The sequence below is a fragment of the Streptomyces sp. NPDC046308 genome (genome assembly GCF_055588065.1).
The window spans coordinates 589,019-606,505 of sequence record NZ_JBVJFB010000005.1; the positions used below are offsets into that span (position 1 = coordinate 589,019).

General features: G+C 73.9%; 9 protein-coding genes. 3 read left to right on the forward strand and 6 right to left on the reverse strand.

Annotated elements, in window-relative coordinates:
• Nucleotide 1: 1 nt before the first annotated feature.
• Nucleotides 2-3,301, reverse strand: a complete 3,300-nt coding sequence (locus tag ACZ6JT_RS23375; protein ID WP_469212577.1) for an aminotransferase class I/II-fold pyridoxal phosphate-dependent enzyme — start codon at nucleotides 3,299-3,301, stop codon at nucleotides 2-4.
• A 71-nt stretch (nucleotides 3,302-3,372) separates the two neighbouring features.
• Nucleotides 3,373-4,314, reverse strand: coding sequence for an NAD-dependent epimerase/dehydratase family protein (locus tag ACZ6JT_RS23380; RefSeq protein WP_469212488.1), 942 nt, complete (start codon nucleotides 4,312-4,314; stop codon nucleotides 3,373-3,375).
• Nucleotides 4,315-4,567: 253 nt separating this feature from the next.
• Between ACZ6JT_RS23380 and ACZ6JT_RS23385 the strand changes: the two genes are divergently transcribed.
• Together ACZ6JT_RS23385 and ACZ6JT_RS23390 are read left to right on the forward strand one after the other, a co-directional pair.
• Entirely contained in the window at nucleotides 4,568-7,105 is a 2,538-nt protein-coding gene (locus ACZ6JT_RS23385; protein WP_469212490.1) for a CHAT domain-containing protein, read from the forward strand.
• A 21-nt stretch (nucleotides 7,106-7,126) separates the two neighbouring features.
• Nucleotides 7,127-7,453 carry a hypothetical protein gene (locus ACZ6JT_RS23390; protein WP_469212492.1) on the forward strand — a complete coding sequence of 109 codons (327 nt, stop codon included), beginning with the start codon at nucleotides 7,127-7,129 and terminating at the stop codon, nucleotides 7,451-7,453.
• Nucleotides 7,454-7,748: 295 nt separating this feature from the next.
• Here ACZ6JT_RS23390 and ACZ6JT_RS23395 read toward each other — a convergent pair whose 3' ends face one another.
• Nucleotides 7,749-13,586 (reverse strand): WD40 domain-containing protein, encoded by a 5,838-nt coding sequence (locus ACZ6JT_RS23395; protein ID WP_469212578.1) that lies wholly within the window; start codon nucleotides 13,584-13,586, stop codon nucleotides 7,749-7,751.
• Between the two features lie 100 nt (nucleotides 13,587-13,686).
• Between ACZ6JT_RS23395 and ACZ6JT_RS23400 the strand changes: the two genes are divergently transcribed.
• On the forward strand, nucleotides 13,687-14,874 hold the full coding sequence (locus ACZ6JT_RS23400; RefSeq protein WP_469212493.1) for an ArsB/NhaD family transporter: 1,188 nt from the start codon (nucleotides 13,687-13,689) through the stop codon (nucleotides 14,872-14,874).
• Nucleotides 14,875-14,947: 73 nt separating this feature from the next.
• On the opposite strand, the gene ACZ6JT_RS23405 is transcribed toward ACZ6JT_RS23400, so the two are convergent.
• Genes ACZ6JT_RS23405 through ACZ6JT_RS23415 form a run of 3 tightly spaced genes read right to left on the reverse strand, consistent with a single transcriptional unit; the run spans nucleotide 14,948 to nucleotide 17,348 of the window.
• A complete protein-coding gene (locus ACZ6JT_RS23405) occupies nucleotides 14,948-15,781 on the reverse strand; it encodes an inositol monophosphatase family protein (RefSeq protein WP_469212494.1) in 834 nt (277 codons plus the stop codon).
• Nucleotides 15,762-16,385: a hypothetical protein gene (locus ACZ6JT_RS23410; protein WP_469212496.1), complete on the reverse strand. Its 624-nt coding sequence runs from the start codon at nucleotides 16,383-16,385 to the stop codon at nucleotides 15,762-15,764. Before ACZ6JT_RS23410 ends, ACZ6JT_RS23405 begins: the two co-directional genes overlap by 20 nt.
• An 18-nt stretch (nucleotides 16,386-16,403) precedes the next feature.
• Nucleotides 16,404-17,348 carry a hypothetical protein gene (locus tag ACZ6JT_RS23415; protein WP_469212497.1) on the reverse strand — a complete coding sequence of 315 codons (945 nt, stop codon included), beginning with the start codon at nucleotides 17,346-17,348 and terminating at the stop codon, nucleotides 16,404-16,406.
• Nucleotides 17,349-17,487 lie beyond the last annotated feature (139 nt).

The following is a 17,487-nucleotide window of genomic DNA, read 5'->3' on the forward strand; positions in this document are numbered from 1 at the left end:
CTCAGTGCCCGGTGACGGCCACCTCCTCGGCGAGGAGCGAGACGGCCCGCCGGATGTCCTCCTCGCGGTGTTCGCTGGTGAGGAAGAACCGCAGCCTCGACAGCCCGTCCTCCACGGCGGGGTGCACGATCGGATCCGCGATGATCCCCCGGTCGAACAGAGCGCCCGCGACCCGCAGGGTCCGCGCCGAGTCACCGAGGACGCACGGCACGATCGGGGTGTCGGCGCTGGAGCCCGTGGCCAGACCGGCCGAGGCGGCCAGGCCGAGGAAGAGCCGGGCGTTCTCGCGCAGCGCCCGGACCCGGTGCGGCTCCGCCGCGATCAGCTCGGTGGCGGCCAGCGCCGCGGCCGCGTTGGCCGGGGTGAGGCCGACGCTGTAGACGAAGCCCGGGAGCGTGTGGCGCAGCCAGCGCACCATCCGGGCGGAGCCGCCGAGGTAGCCGCCGCAGCTCGCGAAGGCCTTGGAGAGGGTGCCCATCCACAGGTCCACATCGGACCGCTCGACGTCGAAGAACTCCCCCACCCCCCGGCCGTGTTCGCCGACCGTGCCGATGCTGTGCGCCTCGTCCACCATCAGCAGGGCGCCGTAACGCTTCTTCAGCGCGATCACGGCGGGCAGGTCGACGAGGTCGCCGTCCATGCTGTAGGCGCCCTCGACGGCGATCAGCACCCGCCGGAAGCGGGACCGGTTGAGCCGCAGCATGTGTTCCAGCTGCCCGATGTCGTTGTGGGCGAACGGGCGGCGCGCCGCCCCGGACAGGGCGCAGCCCTGGAGGATGCTGTCGTGGGCGAGCGCGTCGTGCACCACCAGGTCCTGAGCGCCGACGAGGTGCCCGATCGCGGTGACGTTGGTGGCGTGGCCGCTCACCAGCGTCAGGCAGTCCCCGACACCGAGGAACTCCGCCAGCGCCCGCTCCAACCGGACCGTCAACTCCCGTTCGCCCGACAGCACCCGGCTCGCGGAGACCGAGGTGCCGTACCGGTCGACCGCACGGTGCGCGGCCTCGTCGACCGCGGGATGTCCGGAGAGCCCCAGGTAGTTGTAGCTTCCGAAGGACAGGTACGCACGCCCTCCGATCACCGTGGTGTCGCGGACGTTGCCCTCGTGGACGCGGAAGTACGGGTACTGCGCACCGCTGTCGGCGACCGCGCCCAGGCGCTGCTCGAAGCGGCCCACCTCGGGGAAGTCGTCGACGCTCGCCGTTGCGGCAGCCCACTGCGGCGGTGTCTGGCGGGGCGAGGGCCGCGCGGGGGGCGCCGGCTCGGCGCGGTCCGGATCGACCAGCGTGATCAGCCGGCCGACGGTGAGTCCGGGAGCGAAGAGCTCCTCGGTGCGGAAGCCCGGTACGCGCTTGGCGATGTTGACCTCCAGCTCCTGGAGCATCAGGGAGTCGAAGCCGAGATCGGTCACCAGCGTCATCCGCTCGCTCACGTCGGAGAGCGGGAAGACACCGGTGCGCGACACCTCTTCGAGCACGACGGCGGCGGCGGACCCGGCCGGCGCGGGCGGGGCGAGGCCGACTCCGCCCTCGGGCCACGGCGAGCGCGCGGGCTCCTCCCCGGGCCGCTCCACCGGTGCGGCGGGGTCGGGCAGGTCGCGCGCCGAGTCGTCCACGACCCAGTGCCGGCGCGGGGCGAGCGGACTCGGCGGCAGGGTGCACACAGGCCTGCGCTCCGTCCCCGTACGGGGCTCCGGTACGGCCTCTCCCGCGTCGGAGCCCGCGGCGCCGCCCGCCTCGACGGACACGGCCGCGGCGGTCAGCCGGGCCACGGCGTCGGCGGCGTCCCGCGCCACGAGGACGAGGTGTTCCGTGAGGGGGGCGCGGCGGGCCAGGGTGTCCGCCACCGCGTCGAGCGGCGGCCGGTCCTCGGTGATCGTCCGCGCCAGATCCCGGGCGTAGCGGGCCAGCCCGGCCTGGTCGCGGGCGCTGAGGACCAGCCGGTGCGGCCCCTCGGCGCTCGAGGGACGGGCCGGCGGGGCGCACTCCTCGACCACCATGTGCACGCCCGTGCCGCCGAAGCCGAAGGCGCTCACCCCCGCCCGGCGCGGCCGGCCGTCGTCCGGCCACGGGGTCGGCGCCGTGGGCACGGTCAGCCGTGCCGCGTCCAGCGCGGCGCGGTCGGCCGGGTCGAACTCCGGCTGGGGCGGTATCACCCCCCGCTGCACGGCCAGAACGGACTTGATGAGCCCGGCCATTCCCGCGGAGTTGAGCGAGTGGCCGACCACCGCCTTCACCGCCCCGAGGTAGGCGGGCGCGGCCCCCTCGCCGCGCAGTTCACGCAGGACGCCGAGCTCGACGGGGTCGCCGACCGTGGTCCCGGTGCCGTGGGCCTCCAGGTAGCCCACCGCGTCGGGGGGCAGGTCCGCGTCCCGGTACGCCCGCCGCAGGGCCCGGAGCTGGCCGGCCGCACGGGGGTACATGCCGCCCTGCACGGTCCCGTCGTTGGCCGTTCCCACACCGCGGAGCACCGCGTAGACCCGGTCGCCGGCCGCCCGCGCGTCGGCCAGGGGCCGCAGCACCAGGACACCGGCTCCCTCTCCCAGGACGAAGCCGTCGGCCCCCGCGCCGAAGGGCAGGCACCTGCCGCTGCGGGAGAGGGCGCCGATCCGGCACAGCCCGATCAGCAGGTCGGGGGCGAGGATCAGCTGGGCGCCGCCGGCGAGTGCGATGCGGGACCGGCCCGCGCGCAGGGCGTGCACGGCGTTGGCCACGGCCATGAGGCCACCGGAGCACGCCGAGTCCAGCGCATAGCTCTCGCCGTGCAGGTCGAAGACCGAACTGATCGTGTTGGGCCCCATGTTGAGCAGCAGACCGGCCACGGACGTGCCGTGCAGCGCGTCGACCGCGCGGACGGTCTCCGGCCACCGCAGGTCGGCCGCCCGCGCCCCGAACTCACCGCCGGCCAGCTGGCGCATCCGGATCTGCAGGGTGCTGAGCTCGCGGTAACCGCTCTCGGTGAGCGCGGTGATCACCGACGTCTCCTCGCGGTCGAAGCCGTCGGCCTCCCACCCCGCGTCCTGGATCGCCTCGCGGGCGAGGTCGATGAGCAGCCGGTGCTGGGGGTCCATCGCCCGGGCCCGCCGCGGCGGGATGCCGTAGTGCGCGGCGTCGAAGTGGCCCACGTCGGGGAGCAGCGCCATGGTGTCCGTGTAGGCCGACGAGGGGTCACGGGCGTTGTCGCCCAGGAAGGCGGCGGTGCGCCAGCGCGAGTCCGGGACGGCGGAGAACTGGGGCCGGGGGGCCGTCAGGAGCCGCCAGTACTGGTTCACGTCGCGCGCTCCGGGGAACCTGCACGCCATTCCCACGACGGCTATGTCGCCCCGCGCCCCGCGCCTCGGGTCGACGGTGGGATCCGTCCCTGTCGCAGTGGTCACCCGGTGGCCGCCAGGCGCTCGCGCCACCAGTCCACGGTCTCCTTGACCTGTTCGTCGAGGGGCGTGGCCCGTCCCCCGAACGCCGCCTCGTACGCGTGCGTGTCGACGGTGAACGGGCGGTCGAACTGGTAGCGGACCTCCTTCAGTTCGCGGATCAGCGGGGAGAAGAGCGAGGCCAGGCCCAGGGCGGCCGGCGGGATCCGGCGCACCGCGACCGGCCCCGTACCCGCCTGGGCGGCCAGCCTGTCGACCATCTCCCGGACCGACAGCGCGGGCTCGGTCGGAACGTGCCACGGCCGCCCCCAGGCCCGCTCCTCCCCCGCGACCTCGACCAGGGTCCTGGCCACGTCGGGGAGGTAGGTCCAGCTGTGCGGCGCGTCCGGGTCCCCGAGGGTGGAGACCGGCCTGCCCCGCAGCAGCGGGGGCAGGACCCGCCCGGCCAGATGACCGCCGTCGGTCACGCCGGGCCCGAAGAAGTCCGAGGCCCGAACCTCGACCGCCCTGATGCGGCCCTGCTCGTGCAGCGCCCGTGCCTGCTCCCACACGGCGGCGCGCACCCGCCCCTTGGTGCCGGTGGCCGCGAGCGGCAGTTCCTCGGTGAGGGGACCGTCCACCGGGCCGTAGCCGTAGAGGTTGCCCAGCAGCACCAGGACGGCCCCGGTCGCCTCGGCAGCGGTCAGGACCGACGAGGCCAGGGGCGGCCAGGCGCGGGCCCAGTGGTGGTAGGGAGGCGCGGCGCAGTGGTGGATCGCGGCGGCGCCCCGCGCGGTCTCGGTCAGCCGCGCGCTGTCGGTCGCGTCGAACGCGAAGTGCTGGATTCCGGGTTCCGGTTGTCTGCCCGACTTCGTGACCACCCTTACGGAATGGCCCTGTTCGGCCAGAAGCCGTGCGGTGGCCGCGCCGGCAGGTCCAAAACCGATGACGACATGAGAGCTCACGTACGCACACTAGCGCGAGTCGCCCGCGCCATACGGCGTACGGCGGCATCCCCCCTGCCATCGGTCCGGACCAGGCCGATAGTCGCCTACGGGCTGCCGGATCACGACGTTCCGACCCCTTGGAGGCAGGGCCCGCGACCCTCGGCGTCGAGCCTCCGCAGTCTCATTCGTATGACTATTCCGTTTTCCTGGTATCGGTTGTTCGGGCGCGGCACCATGGCTGCTCTCAATGGGCGGGCACGCGGGGGAGCACATGAGGTTCACGGCGTACGACCGCGCTCTCGTCCTGGCGGGGCGCATGGCCCGGGACCGGAGACTCCCGCTGCGGGGCGCGCTCTCCACCCGCGGCACCCGGTGGACGGCGTCGCGCATCGACGCCTGTCTGGCGCGGCCCGAGGGCCTGCCGGCCCGTCGCCACCGCGAGCTGCTCGAACTCGACGGCTTCCTCGGCGGGCTGAGCATCGCGGACGCCGAGGAGCCGGGGAACGCCGGGCACTCCTGGGTGCGCGCGATGCTGATCAGGACGACCGACCGACCCTGGGAACGGGGCGAACTGCCGCCCAGGGACCGCCATCTCGCCCGGCTCTACGAACTGCTGGGGCGCGAGTACGTGCGCTGCGCGGACTGGTCGACCGCGTCCGAGTGCTTCATCGGCGCCGCCCTCCACTGGGGCGCGCCCCGCCACAAGCGGCGCACGTACGCCCAGATGGTCGTCCTCATGATGAAAAGGGGAGACCACGCCGCCGCCCTGGACGGCCTGGAGGTCCTCCAGGGCGCGACGCACCGCCCGTCCGCCGCCTTCCACCGGATCGCGGCGCGGATCCTGGACCCGGCGCCCCTGCTCGACGCGCACGCGGCCGAGGGCATCGAGCGGGTGCGCGAGCTGGGGATCATCCCCTACACCTTCCTCGTCTCCTGCCTCGCGGAGCGCCTCGCCGCCGACGCGCAGCCGGAACGCGCCCTCGGCCTCCTCACCACCGCCCTCGCCCGGCTCGCCGCGGACCGGGCCGACGACTGGCTGGTCGGGGAGCTGGAACAGGCCGCCGCGGGCATCTGGACCTCGCTGGAGCGGTACGAGGAGGGTCTCGCCCTGGCCCTGTCCGCCTGGGCGAAGCTGGACGCGCAGCGGTACCGGACGTGTTCGCACACCCAACGGCTTTCCCTTTGGAAGAACTTCGGGCCCACCCGGCGCGCCGCCCTCGTCTCGGCGGTGGCCCTGGGAGACGAACGGACGGTCGCCGAGCTGATCGAGTCGTGCCGGCTCCAGTCGCTGCTCGGCGCCGAGGTCGAGATCGACGACGACGAGAAGCTCGCCGAGAGCGGGCTCGAGACCCGTACGGGCCTCGCGGACGACGGGACGGAGGACACCGACGGCGGGGGCGTCGGCGGCATGGGAACGACGGTGGCGCCCGCCCCCGCCGCGGAGGGCGAGCCCGGCACGGCCGGCGGCAAGGACCTGGTCGTGTCCCGGGCCGTCTTCACCGCGTACCAGGACGCCCTGAACTCAACGCTCCTGCACTTCCCGGAGCCCGTCTCCTACCAGGGCGAGGCCCGCCTCCTGCCCCACTACCGCACCGCGCTGCCGCTGAAGGAGGCGCGGCGCCTCACGGCCCGGCCCCTGGACGACGCGCTGCCCGAGGGCGTCTTCTGGGCGACCCACATCGAGGACGGTCTCCTCTTCTGGTTCCTCGCCCGGGACGGGCGGCCCGCCGGGTTCGGTATGCAGGACCTGCGGGAGTTCGACCGGATCAAGCCGGTCCTGCTGGGCCTGGCCGGGCACTCCCAGTCCTCCGAACGCAAGACCTGGAGCCTGTTCCCGTACAAGCGCGGCCCCGGGGACTTCTACGAGCCCTTCACCCAGCTCAGGAGCTGGCGCTCGGCCGAGGAGCAGATCATCACCCGCACGATCGGGCAGCTCCTGCCGCCGCCGCTCGTCGACGCGCTGCAGCGGTCCGGCGCGGACGAACCGCTCCGGCTCACGATCTCCGCGGCCCGCGAACTCACCTGTGTGCCCTGGGCGATCACGATGGTCCCCGGCACGGAGGAGCGGCTGATCGAGAAGGCGGTCCTGCGGATGTGGACCTCCACGCCGACCCAGCTCAGGCGCGCGTCCCGCGACCTGCGGCTGCCGCCCGGCGCGCCCGTGCCGTTCCTGCTGGCCTGCGACAACCCGGACGGTTCGCTGCGCGAGCGGAGGGCGGACTCCGTGGTGCACGGGGCCGCCGCGCTCCTGACCGTCTCCGGACCCGACGGCCCCGGGACGAAGGACGCGCTGCTCGCGGCCCTGCACGAGATCGGCCCCTCGACCCACGGGGTCTTCTTCTACCGCGGTCACGGCGTCCACGACAGTGACCCGGCCTGGTCGGCCCTGCCCCTGGCCGAGGAGACGTACGTACAGTCGGGCGAGCTCTTCGGGGCCTTCGACGACGGCACGCCCTTCCTGCCGATGCCCACGCGGGTGATCCTGTCGTGCTGTTCCAGCTCCAACGCGTCGGCCCTCGGCGGCGAGGGCATGGGGCTCGCGGCGGGCGTCATCCACTCCGGCGCCGACGAGGTCATCGCCACCTCGCTCGACATCCGCGACGCCTCCTTCACCGAGGCCTTCGAGGACCTCCTCGTCCGGGGGATGCTCGACGGGCAGCGGACCGGTGACCACGCGGACCTGCTGCGGCGGTTGCAGCTGCGGATGCTCACCGAGTGGAAGGTGTTCTCGGTGCGCGGGGAAGACCTCGACGGCGAGGAGATCCGCGATCCCCACCCCATCATCTGGGCCTCGTTCCAGGCGTACTGAAACCACCGGGAGGACCACCTCATGCTTGCCGTCTCCATGCCGTCGGACATCGCCGATCTGCTGGTCGCCGAGGGGCTGGCCATCCGGCCGGGGGGCCGGGGCAGCGCGGCCGAGTTCACCGTCGTGGGCATCTCGGCCCTCACGGCCACCATCAGCCTGCTCCAGGGACCCGACACCTACCTGCGGCTGACGGAGCTCGTCCGCACCCACTTCGGGCGCTCCAGCGCCGGGGTCACGGTCGAGATCAAGGCGAACGGCGACAGCGTGACCATCGCGATTCCGGGGGACGCGGACATCCTGACCGTCGCCCGCCGGGTCCAGGAGGCCCTGATCGGTGACGACGAATAGCCGACAGGCCCTCACCGCGTGGCGCGGCGGGCCGGCGACGAGGAACGTCATGCACGTCAACGGCCACGGGCCGGGCCGGGCCGGGCCGGAAGATGAACGTCGCCGGGCAGCTCGTCGCGCTCGCGCAACGGCTGTCCCGGGTGGACGATCCGCGTGCCGCGTGGCCGCTCGCGGCGGAGGCGGCCGGCCATCTGAGCGCCGAGGTGCGGGCCGCCCCGGACCCGCCCCTGCGGTCCGCGCCCGGACGCCCTGACCGGCGGCGCCCGGGGCGGTTGGCCGCTGCTCCGGCCGTTCGTCACAACTCCTCGCCCAGCGGCAGCCGGTGGATGCCCGGCAGGTACTCGTCGAGCTCCCCCGGGGTGAACCGGGACATGCCCACGACGTGCCAGAACTCGCCGGCCACATCGCCCTCGTACTTGTAGCCGCCGGACGGTGTCAGCGCCGCCCAGCCGCCCGCCATGCCCATCAGGGTCGCGCGCGGTGACGGCGGGCTCCCGTCCGCCGGGAGGTTCCACAGCCGTACGGTGCCGTCCTCGGCGCCGCTCGCCAGCGTCGTTCCGTCCGGGGAGAAGGCGAGGGAGAGCACCCGGCCGGTGTGGCCGACGAGGTCGGTGACGTGCTCGCCCGTCTCGGCGTTCCACAGGCAGACCGACCGGTCGTCGCCCCCGACGGCCAGCAGGGGGCGGCCCGGGTGGGCGGCCACGGCCCACAGCCGTCCGCCGCGGCCGCGCAGGCGCGGGCCCGCCCGCCCGTCCCGCCAGACGATGGCGCTGCCGTCCCAGCTCGCGCTGGCCAGCCAGGCGCTCCCGGGTCCGTACGCGACGCCGTACACCCGGTCCGCGTGCCCGGTGCTGCCGCCGAGCTCCTCCAGGAGCCGGCCGCTCCTGGCGTCCCACACCCGTACGAGGCTGTCGTCGCAACCGGTGGCCAGGACGTCGGCGTCCGAGCGGAAGGCGATGGAGCGGACCCGGCCCCGGTGGCCCGTCAGGTTCGAGACGGGGGAACCGGTGGGGCGGAACCAGACGCGCACGGAGTCGTCGTCGTTGGCGGTGGCGAGCAGGGTGCCGTCGGCGTTGAAGGCCTCCGCCCAGACGTGTTCGGTCTCGGCGTCGAGCTCTCGCAGGTACTCGCCGCCCGCCGGGTCCCACAGGTACATGTCGCCGTCGTTGCTGGCGGTGGCCAGGAGGGGCGCGACGGGGCTGAACGCCGCCGAGACCAGCCGGTCCCCGCGCCCGGAGAGCTCGTCCGTACGCCGTCCCGTGCGCGTCTCCCAGAGCCGTACGACCCCGTCGTTGCCGGCGGTCGCCAGCTGTGTGCCGTCCGCGCTGAAGGCGACACCGCTGATGCGGCGGCCGTGGCCGCGCAGGATGCGCTTGCCCTGGCCGGTGGCGGAATCCCAGATCTGCGCGCCGCCGTCGTTGCCGACGGTGAGCAGCTGGCTGTCGCCGGGCCGGAAGGCGCACGCCCAGGCGGTGCCCCGGTGCTCGGTGGGCTGCTGGGGGTGGAGTGCGATCGTGTAGCCGTGGGGCCGGCCGGCGGTGACCGTCCACAACCGGACCGCGCCGTTGCTGTCGCAGGCGGCGAGGAGCCTGCCCTCGTCGCCGAACAGCACCTGGTAGACGGCGCCCGTGCCCCGTTCGAGGACTCCGGCGGGGGTGCCGACGACGGGGTCCCAGAGACGTACCTGGCCGTCGGTGCAGCCGCTGGCGAGGAGCTTCCCCTCGGGGTGGAAGTCGAGGACGTACACGCGGCCGGTGTGTCCGGTGAACTCGTGGAGCAGCCGTGCGTCCGCCGTGCGCCAGATCCGCACGGTGCCGCCGTTCCCGCCCTCGCCGCGGTCGGCGGTCGCGAAAAGCGTGCCGTCCGGGCTGAACCGGGCGCGGTACACGGCGCCTTGATGGCCGTCGATCTCCCGGACGCAGCGCCCGGTGGCCAGGTCCCAGAGGCGTACCTTCGCGGTGGCGTCGCCGGTGAGCAGTATCCCGCCCGGGCCGTAGACCGCGGTGTAGACGGGCGCGGTGTGGCCCGGCAGCCGGTGCACGGGCCCGCCGCCGGCCACGTCCCACACCGTGACCAGGCCCTCGCGGTCGCCGGTGGCGAGCAGGGTGCCGGCCGCGTCGAACGAGACCGGCCAGACCCCGTCGGGGTGGACGTCCAGGGTGTGCCGGCAGGCTCCGGTCACCGGGTCCCAGAGCCGCACCGCGCCGTCGGAGCCGCCGGTGGCGATCACGTCGGGCCGGAACTTCACGGCGTACACGCGTCCTTCGTGCCCCTGGAGGGTGCGGACGGCCCGGCCGTCGTCGGCGCCGCAGACCAGGATGGAGCCGTCCTCGCTGCCGACGGCGAGGAGTTCGCCGTCGGTGCTGTACGCGATGGGCTCGGGCAGGCGGCTGGTGCGCATGCCGAAGCCGTACGGGACCCCGACCGCCGACGGCCGGAACCCCGCGTCCACGGGCATTCCGGGGGCGATCGAGGCGGTCCTGAGCTCGGGGGCCGAGCGCACCGTGTCGTCCATCGTCACGTCGATGAGCGCGGCCCGGTGCCAGCGGCTGCCGGTCAGCGAGGCGCCCCGCAGGTCGGCCCGGGTCAGCCGGGCCCGGCTCAGGTTCGCCCCGGTGAGGTCGGCGTGGCTGAGGTCCGCCCGGTCCAGGCGGGCGCCGGTCAGCCGGGTGCCGCGCAGCCGGGCGCCCGAGAGGTTGGCGCCGATCAGCCGGGCGTCCGTCAGATCGGCGTCGCCGAGGTCGACGCCGGAGAAGTCCCGGTGCGAGAGGTCCTCACCGGCCAGTCGGGCGCCCCGCAGGTCGGCGTTGGCGGGCACCCGGAGCCGGTCGCTGATCCGTACGGCGTTGGCGCGGGCGGCGTCGTTGGTCGCGCGCCCGGGTGCGTCGAGGGCGTCGCGCACCCATCGGGCGCACCGTTCGTGGTCGGCGAGGTCGCAGAAGAACTCGACGGCGAGCTGGCTGAACGGGCGGGCGTGGAGCAGGGTGTGCCAGCCCTGGGCGAGCTGGCGTGCGGCCTCCCGCGCCACCAGCCATTCGACGACGGAGCCGTGGATGAACTGGAAGACGCCGTCGTCGCTGCGCACCAGCAAGCTGCCCGCGCCGACGGCCTGGGCCCGTTCGGACGCGGTGAGCGGGGACTCGGTGAGCTCGCTGAGGGTGGTGGCCACGGTTTCGGTGAGCTCGTCGAGCCGCAGGGCGCTGCGGCCGCTCTCCCACAGCCGCCAGGCGAGCGCGGTCACCGCGGCCCACAGCTCGTCGACGGTGAGTCCGGGCGGGGCGCCGGGGCCGCCCTGGCCGCGCGCCTCCTCGTAGCCGAGCCAGGCGGTGAAGACGTCCTCGTACAGCCGGGCCGGGCTGAGGGCGCGGCCGGCTCCGGCGACCGCCCGCAGCTGGTCCTGGCTGAGGTCGGCGACGAAGGAGAGCAGCCGGGGGTTGCGGCAGAGCATCAGCAGGTCGGGGATGTTGCGCAGGAGCTGGAAACGCTGGTCGGCCGCGCGCTCGTCGCCGTAGCCGCGGACCAGGTAGGAGCGGATCTGGGCGGGGGTGAAGCCCTCGACGGAGAGGATGCGGCGCTGCGGCAGCAGGCCGACGCGCTCGCCGAGCGCGGTGAGGACCTGGGCGTGCGACTTGAAGTGCTGGGTGCGGCTGCTGACCACGATCTTGGCGTTGTCGACGGCGGCGTCGAGGAGGACCTGGAGGTGGTCGGCGGCCCGGTCGTAGCTGACCCGGTGGACGAGTTCGTCGAAACCGTCGAAGAGCAGGACGACGCGGCCCTGGGCGAGCATGTAGCGCAGGGCCCGCAGGTCGATGGTGTCGACGTCGTGGCTCGCGAGGTGGGCGGCGACGAGGCCTTCGAGGCTGTGCGCCCGGTCGAGGGTGTTGAGCGGGATCAGCAGCGGGGTGAGGTGCGGCAGCTGTTCGGGGATGCGGCGGGCCAGCTCGCGCAGGGCGAAGGTCTTGCCGTGTCCGAAGTCGCCGAGGAGCAGGACGAAGCGGCCGTGGTCGGACTCCAGCAGTTCCAGCAGTTCCTCGACCAGTCCGTCGCGTTCCTGGCCGTCGCTGCGGTCGGCGTCGCGGTAGCGCTGGGGGAGGTAGAGGCCCGGCGGGTACTGTTCGCTGGCCGCGAGCCGGGAGGTCTGTGCGGCGACGTAGCCGCGCAGGTCGAGAAGGCCCTGGAACTCGATGAAGCTGCGCACCCGTACGCGTACGCCGTGGCCGGCCGCCCGCTGACGCAGGCCGCTCGCCGGCGCTTCGCCCGCGTACACCAGGACGGCCTCGGAGCCGGTGTCGGTCGCGTGTACCTGGGCGATGAAGCGGTCGATCTCGTCCTCGGTGGGGGTGCCGGGATGGACGGCGATGCGCTGTTGGCGGACGACTCCGTCCTCTCGCTCCTGCCAGGTGGCCATGATCTGCGCCATGTCGGCCGGTTCGCGGCGCGGGACGTCGCGCAGCCGTACGCCCTCCCTGCGCACCCCGCAGATCTCCTTGACCCGCTCGATGAGCGCGGCGGCCGGGTCCTCCAGCGGGGCCCTGCCCCGGGTGGGCTCGACGGTGATGACGGCGGGCAGTTCGGGGACGGGGAAGACCCGGCGGGTCTGCCTCCACTCGCCGGGGAAGTGCTCGCTCGCGGCCGTGATCCGGTCGTCCCAGCGGGTGGCTCCGTCCGCGGTGACCCGCAGGAGCTGGAAGCGGGCGGGGGCGGCGGAGCCGAAGAGCGGCAGTCCGCCGGCGGCCCCGGGCAGCTGGGTGCGGCTGGGGACCCCGGTGAGGGTGTGCGGGCCGCCGGTGGGGCCGTGCAGCAGCAGGTGCAGCCGTGGGGCGGCGAGCCGGGCGAAGGTGTCGGCGTCCCGCAGGCCGCCGGGGCCGCCGACCGCGTCGCCGGGGCGCCGGGCGTCGGTGAGCGGGTGGCGGAGCGCTCCGATGCGCAGCCAACCCTCTTCCTCGTAGCGGCGCATGGCCTCGGCGAACCAGGCGGCCTGGTCGCGGCCGATGAAGCCGTACTGCTCCTCGGGGCGGTGGCTGTAGGCCATGGAGGAGTTGAAGCCGGCGACGACCGTGCTCAGTTCCGGCACCGGGAAGAGGGTCCAGGGCTGATCGCTGTCGAAGACGGTGTCCAGGCCCTGGTAGAGGCCGCGGAAGAGCCGGGTGTAGTGGCGCCACTTCGGCCAGTACGGCGGCTGGGGCGCGACCTCGTCGGCCTCGCAGGTGTGGAAGTAGGCCTGGGACGCGGCCTGGTTCACGTCCTGGGCGCCCGGTACCACCATCACGCGCTGGGGCGACAGGTCGAGCTGGGACCGCAGGGCGGTCAGGAAGCTGAGGGCCTGGTCGCATTCGCGCGGGCTGCCGGAGGCGGTGAGGTCCCCGGTCACCACCATCAGGTCGGGGGCGGGGGCGCCCGCGTCCCTGAGCATGATGAGGTCGCCGCGGATCTGCCGGCTCAGCGCGTCGGGTTCGCGGCCGCGCCCGAAGTCCGGTCCGGCCAGGTGCAGGACGGTGACGGCGTCCTGGGTCCGGCCGCCGTCGGCCGGGGAGGCCTGCGGGTAGAGCGGCGCCCGGGCGGGCCGCCGGCGGCCGGCCCAGCCGGGGCCGGCGAGGGCGCTCGGCTGCGGCCGGGCCGGGTTGGGCTGCTCGGGGTGGCGGACGGGGGCGGGGCCGCCACCGGGATAGCCGGGCCGCCGGCCCGGGCGGGCGTGTCCGTCGACGGCCTGTTCGACGCGGGTCAGCAGCAGGGAGCGGGCGGCGTCGACGTCGGCCACGCCCACGAGGTCGACGTAGGTGATGGTGGCGAGCAGTCCCTCGATCGGCATCTCGTCGACGCGTACGGTCAGCAGGCGCCTCTCGGGGGACTCCGGCGACGCACGGAGGGCGGCCTGCCATTCCATGCGGCCGTAGGTGGAGCGTTCGTAATGGCGGGACAGTACGGCGATCACGGCCCGGGACTCGCTGACACCCCGGTCCATGAAGTCTATGAAGTTGGTGCCCGGTACGAAGTCCCAGGCCTGCACGACCGTGCGGTACCCGGCTTCCTCCAGGGTCCAGGCGATCCATGCGGCCCATGGTTCATCGGCCGGCGAATAGCTGATGAAGAAGTCGAACTCTCTTGCGGGAGCGCCGAATTGCCCGTCCGTCATCATGGGAACCATGGTAGGAGTCACCCCGCCCGAACGGGCCTGTCCGGATCCATCCGGGCCACCTGACGGCCAACCGCGCGTACGTGCGAATCTGTTCGACGTGTCCCTCCTCAAACGGCTGCATCCACTGGACTGGCTGGCCGGCGGTCTGCTGACCCTCGGCGCCCTGTGCGTCGCCACGGGTCTGCTGCCCGCCGCGCCCGCCGGCGAGGTGATGGAGCGCATCGGTCCGCTGCTGGTGTTCCTCGCCACGGTCATCGTCCTCGCCGAGCTGACCGGCAAGGCGCAGGTCTTCGACGTGGTCGCCACCTGGGTGGCCCGGGCGGGCCGGGGGAACTACGCGCTCCTGTTCGGGCTGTGCGTGCTGTTCGCGTCCGTCACCACCACCGCCCTCAACCTGGACACCACGGCGGTGCTGCTCACCCCGGTGATGCTGTCGCTGGCGACCCGGGTGGGCATCGCGGCCGTACCGCTGGCGATGACCACCGTCTGGCTGGCCAATACGGCGAGCCTGCTGCTGCCCGTGTCGAACCTGACGAACCTGCTGGCCGCGGACCGGGTGGCGCTGTCCCCGGCGGAGATGGCGGCCACCATGTGGGCCCCGCAGCTGGCGGCCATCGCGGTCACGATGGCCTGCCTGTGGGGCTTCTACTGGCGCCCGGGACGCCGCGGCGAGCTCCGCTACGAGCCGCCGTCGGCGCCGCGCCCCGCGGACCGGGTCCTGTTCCGGGTGTGCGCGGTGGCCTGCACCGGCTTCCTGCTGGCGATCCTCGCCGACGTGCCGTTGTGGTCGGCCTCGATGACGGCCGCCCTGATCGTGGTGGTGGCCTTCGCGGTGCGCAGCCGGGAGACGTTGCGCCTCTCCCTGGTCCCCTGGCGGCTCCTCGTCCTCGTCCCGGGGATGTTCCTGGTGGTGGAGACCGTCAACGCGCACGGGCTGCACGAGATGCTGGCCACCGCGGTGGGGTCCGACAACGGGTTCCTCGGCATGCTGAGGTCCGCGGCGGTCGGAGCGGGCTTCTCCAACGCGCTGAACAACCTTCCGGCCTACATGGCGGCCGAGGCGGCCATCCCCGAGGCCAACCAACACCAGTTGCTCGCCCAGCTGATAGGGGTCAACGTGGGACCGGTGGTCACCCCGTGGGCCTCCCTGGCCACGCTGCTGTGGTTCGAGCGGTGCCGCTGGCACGGCACGCGGATCGAGCTGGGCCGGTTCTTCGGTACGGGGCTGGTCCTGGCGGTGACGGGCACGCTGGCGGCGACGGTGGCGCTCGCGGCCACCACCTGAGCCGCGCGGGGCCCCGTGGGGCGTGCCACGCGCCGGGACCCCTGGGGCGCGCCACGCGCCGGGACCCGTTGGGTCACGCCACGTGCCGGGTCGCCTCGCCCACCTCCCGCAGCAGGTACGCGAGGGTCTCGCCGCGCGCCGCCACATAGCTGCGCCCGCTGTCGTCCCCGGCGAAACCGGGCCGGAACCGCGCCCCGGACAGCGTGCGCAGCTCCACCCCCGTCTCGGCCGCGAGCAGCGCCCCGGTCGGCAGGTCGACGCCCTCGGCCCGGTAGCCGACGAACGCGTCGATCGTGCCGCGCGCCAGCAGGCTCCAGCCGAGCAGCGGTGCCCACAGCTGCAGCACGCGCCGGCAGCGCAGTTCGAGCACGGCCCGCAGCGCCACCGCCGTCGCGTCACCGCGCCGCACGGCGTACCCCTGGGTCCAGGCCACGACGGGCCCGGGGCGCGCGAGCTCGGGGGCGGGGCCGGGCAGCGCGCCGGACGGCCCGTGGGCCCCGTGGCCCCTGACCGCGTGCCAGGTCTGCGCGGTGACCGGCTCGTGCACCACGCCCATCACGGGGGCGCCGTCCAGGCACAGTCCGATGCCCACGACGTACGCGGGGAGCCCGATCGCGACGTTGTTGCTGCCGTCCAGCGGGTCCACCAACCAGGTGCGTTCGCCCGCCGCGTCGAGGAGTCCCGCCTCCTCGGACAGGATCCGGTCGTGCGGGAAGTGCCGCCGGATCCGGCCGAGCACGAGCCTCTCGGCGGCGAGGTCGAGGTCGACCTGCACGTCCCCGGACTCGTCTTTCGTCCGTACGCAGTGCGCCGTGCCGAAGCGTCTGCGCAGCAGCCCGCCCGCCTCCTCCGCCGCGGCGACGGCGATCCGCCTCTCGCGGTCGAAATCAGGCCCGCTGTTCGGCATCGATCCTCCTGAGGACGGTGTGGACGCTGCGTACGGTCTGCACGGTGTCGCACAGCCGGCGGGTCGTGCGGCGCGGGCGGCCGTCGAGCGGCCCGAGCGAGAGGTCGGCCCGCCCGGGGATCGAGAGCCCGTGCACGAGGGTGGCGGCGGGTTCGGGGCCCTCCAGGGCGGTGGCGTGGAACTCTCCCGCGGCCAGGGTGTAGGTCTGCCCGCCGGAGCTGACCTGGGCGGGCCCGGGCTCGCTGCGCACCACCCGGGGGGTGGGGCGGATCTCGTCGACGCCGTCGCTCCCGCTCCACACCTCGAAGACGCGGTGGGTCGCGCCCGCTTCGCCGTCGCGCACCGCGGTCGTCCGTACGGGCAGGTTCGCCACCCGCCCGTACAGCACGCGGCTGCGCAGCTCCCAGCTGTGGGCGTGCATGGGCGAGGCGTCCGGCTCGGCCCGGTTGCCGGCGTCGAAGAGATGGACGCAGATCCCGCGCCGGCCCTCTCTGAGCAGCGGCAGGCAGAGGAATCCGAGCGGATGGCGAACGGCACGCAACTCCCTCTCACCGGAGGCGATCTCCTCCAGGGTGACCAGGGTCCTTTCCAGCTCGCTGTCCATGGCACGCGCCGCAGCGCATCACCTCCTGTAAGGGTCCTCCGCGTGCAGCGCCTTCTCGATGATCTTGCCGATGTCGCTGTCGGTGAAGAAGCGCGGCAGCGGAAGCCGCAGGTCGTCGAAGAGCGTGCGCACCTCGTCGACGGTCGGCTCCTGGCCGAGGGGCGACGCGACGCGCAGATCGAGCATGGTTGCCTGCTCGCGGCTCTGGTGCAGCTCGGTGACGTAGTAGTCGTAGAGCGGCTGGCCCCGTTCCACGAGCAGGTTCACCCGGGACTGGTCGTCCTGGGTGATGACGAGGCAGGTCTCGGACAGGTCGAAGCGCAGGGTCGGCACGGCGGCGGACAGGTGCACGCTGATCTCGAGCGTCGTCAGCTGCCGCTGGTACCAGCAGGCGGCGAGGACCGTCGCGTACGACTCCCGGCGGACCCGGTCGGTGGTCCACAGGTCGTCTCCGGGGCGCTGCGCGCCGAACATCTGGCGGAAGCGGGCGTAGGCGGCGCAGGCGCGCTCGTCGGCCGGGTTCACGATGTCGATCTTCACGTTGAGCTGTGAGCGCTGTTCCTTCGCCGCGCGCACGCACAGCGGCAGGGTGACGGCCCGCAGGTAGGTGCCCGTACCGCCCTTGAAGTACCAGAGGTTGGTGTGCTGGCGGGCCTTGCGCAGGGCCTCGCCGACCTCGTTGCCCGAGAGCGAGCGCACCATGGCGAGGTCTTCCAGGGCCCGGCGGGTCCCGCTCATCGCCTCCTGGATGCTCGCGGGCCGGCGCACGCGCTCCACGATCGAGCCGGTGGCGAGCAGACCGAGGACGACCAGGGTGGCGCCGGAGGCCACGTCGTCGCTGACGACGTCACCGAAGATGTCCAGGAAGCCGACCGCCATCGCGACCAGCAGGGCCACCACGACGTCGGCATTGCGCAGCACCCAGGCCACGAAGCGTTCCAGCCGCCCGACATGCGCCGCCATCCGCGCACCCCCCTCCCCCACCCCTGTCCCGATGGTAGGAGACGCCCCGGCGGCGCCACCAGAGCGCACTCGGGACGGACGGAGCGCGGGAGCGGGCGCCGGACGGGCGGGGCCGTGGCCGGACGCCCGTTACGATCTT

Excerpts from the sequence above, each read along its gene's own strand:
- ACZ6JT_RS23375 (WP_469212577.1), bottom strand. The coding sequence starts at position 3,301 with ATGGCGTGCAGGTTCCCCGGAGCGCGCGACGTGAACCAGTACTGGCGG.
- ACZ6JT_RS23385 (WP_469212490.1), top strand. The coding sequence starts at position 4,568 with ATGAGGTTCACGGCGTACGACCGCGCTCTCGTCCTGGCGGGGCGCATG.
- ACZ6JT_RS23390 (WP_469212492.1), top strand. The coding sequence starts at position 7,127 with ATGCTTGCCGTCTCCATGCCGTCGGACATCGCCGATCTGCTGGTCGCC.
- ACZ6JT_RS23395 (WP_469212578.1), bottom strand. The coding sequence starts at position 13,586 with ATGACGGACGGGCAATTCGGCGCTCCCGCAAGAGAGTTCGACTTCTTC.
- ACZ6JT_RS23405 (WP_469212494.1), bottom strand. The coding sequence starts at position 15,781 with ATGCCGAACAGCGGGCCTGATTTCGACCGCGAGAGGCGGATCGCCGTC.
- ACZ6JT_RS23410 (WP_469212496.1), bottom strand. The coding sequence starts at position 16,385 with ATGGACAGCGAGCTGGAAAGGACCCTGGTCACCCTGGAGGAGATCGCC.
- ACZ6JT_RS23415 (WP_469212497.1), bottom strand. The coding sequence starts at position 17,348 with ATGGCGGCGCATGTCGGGCGGCTGGAACGCTTCGTGGCCTGGGTGCTG.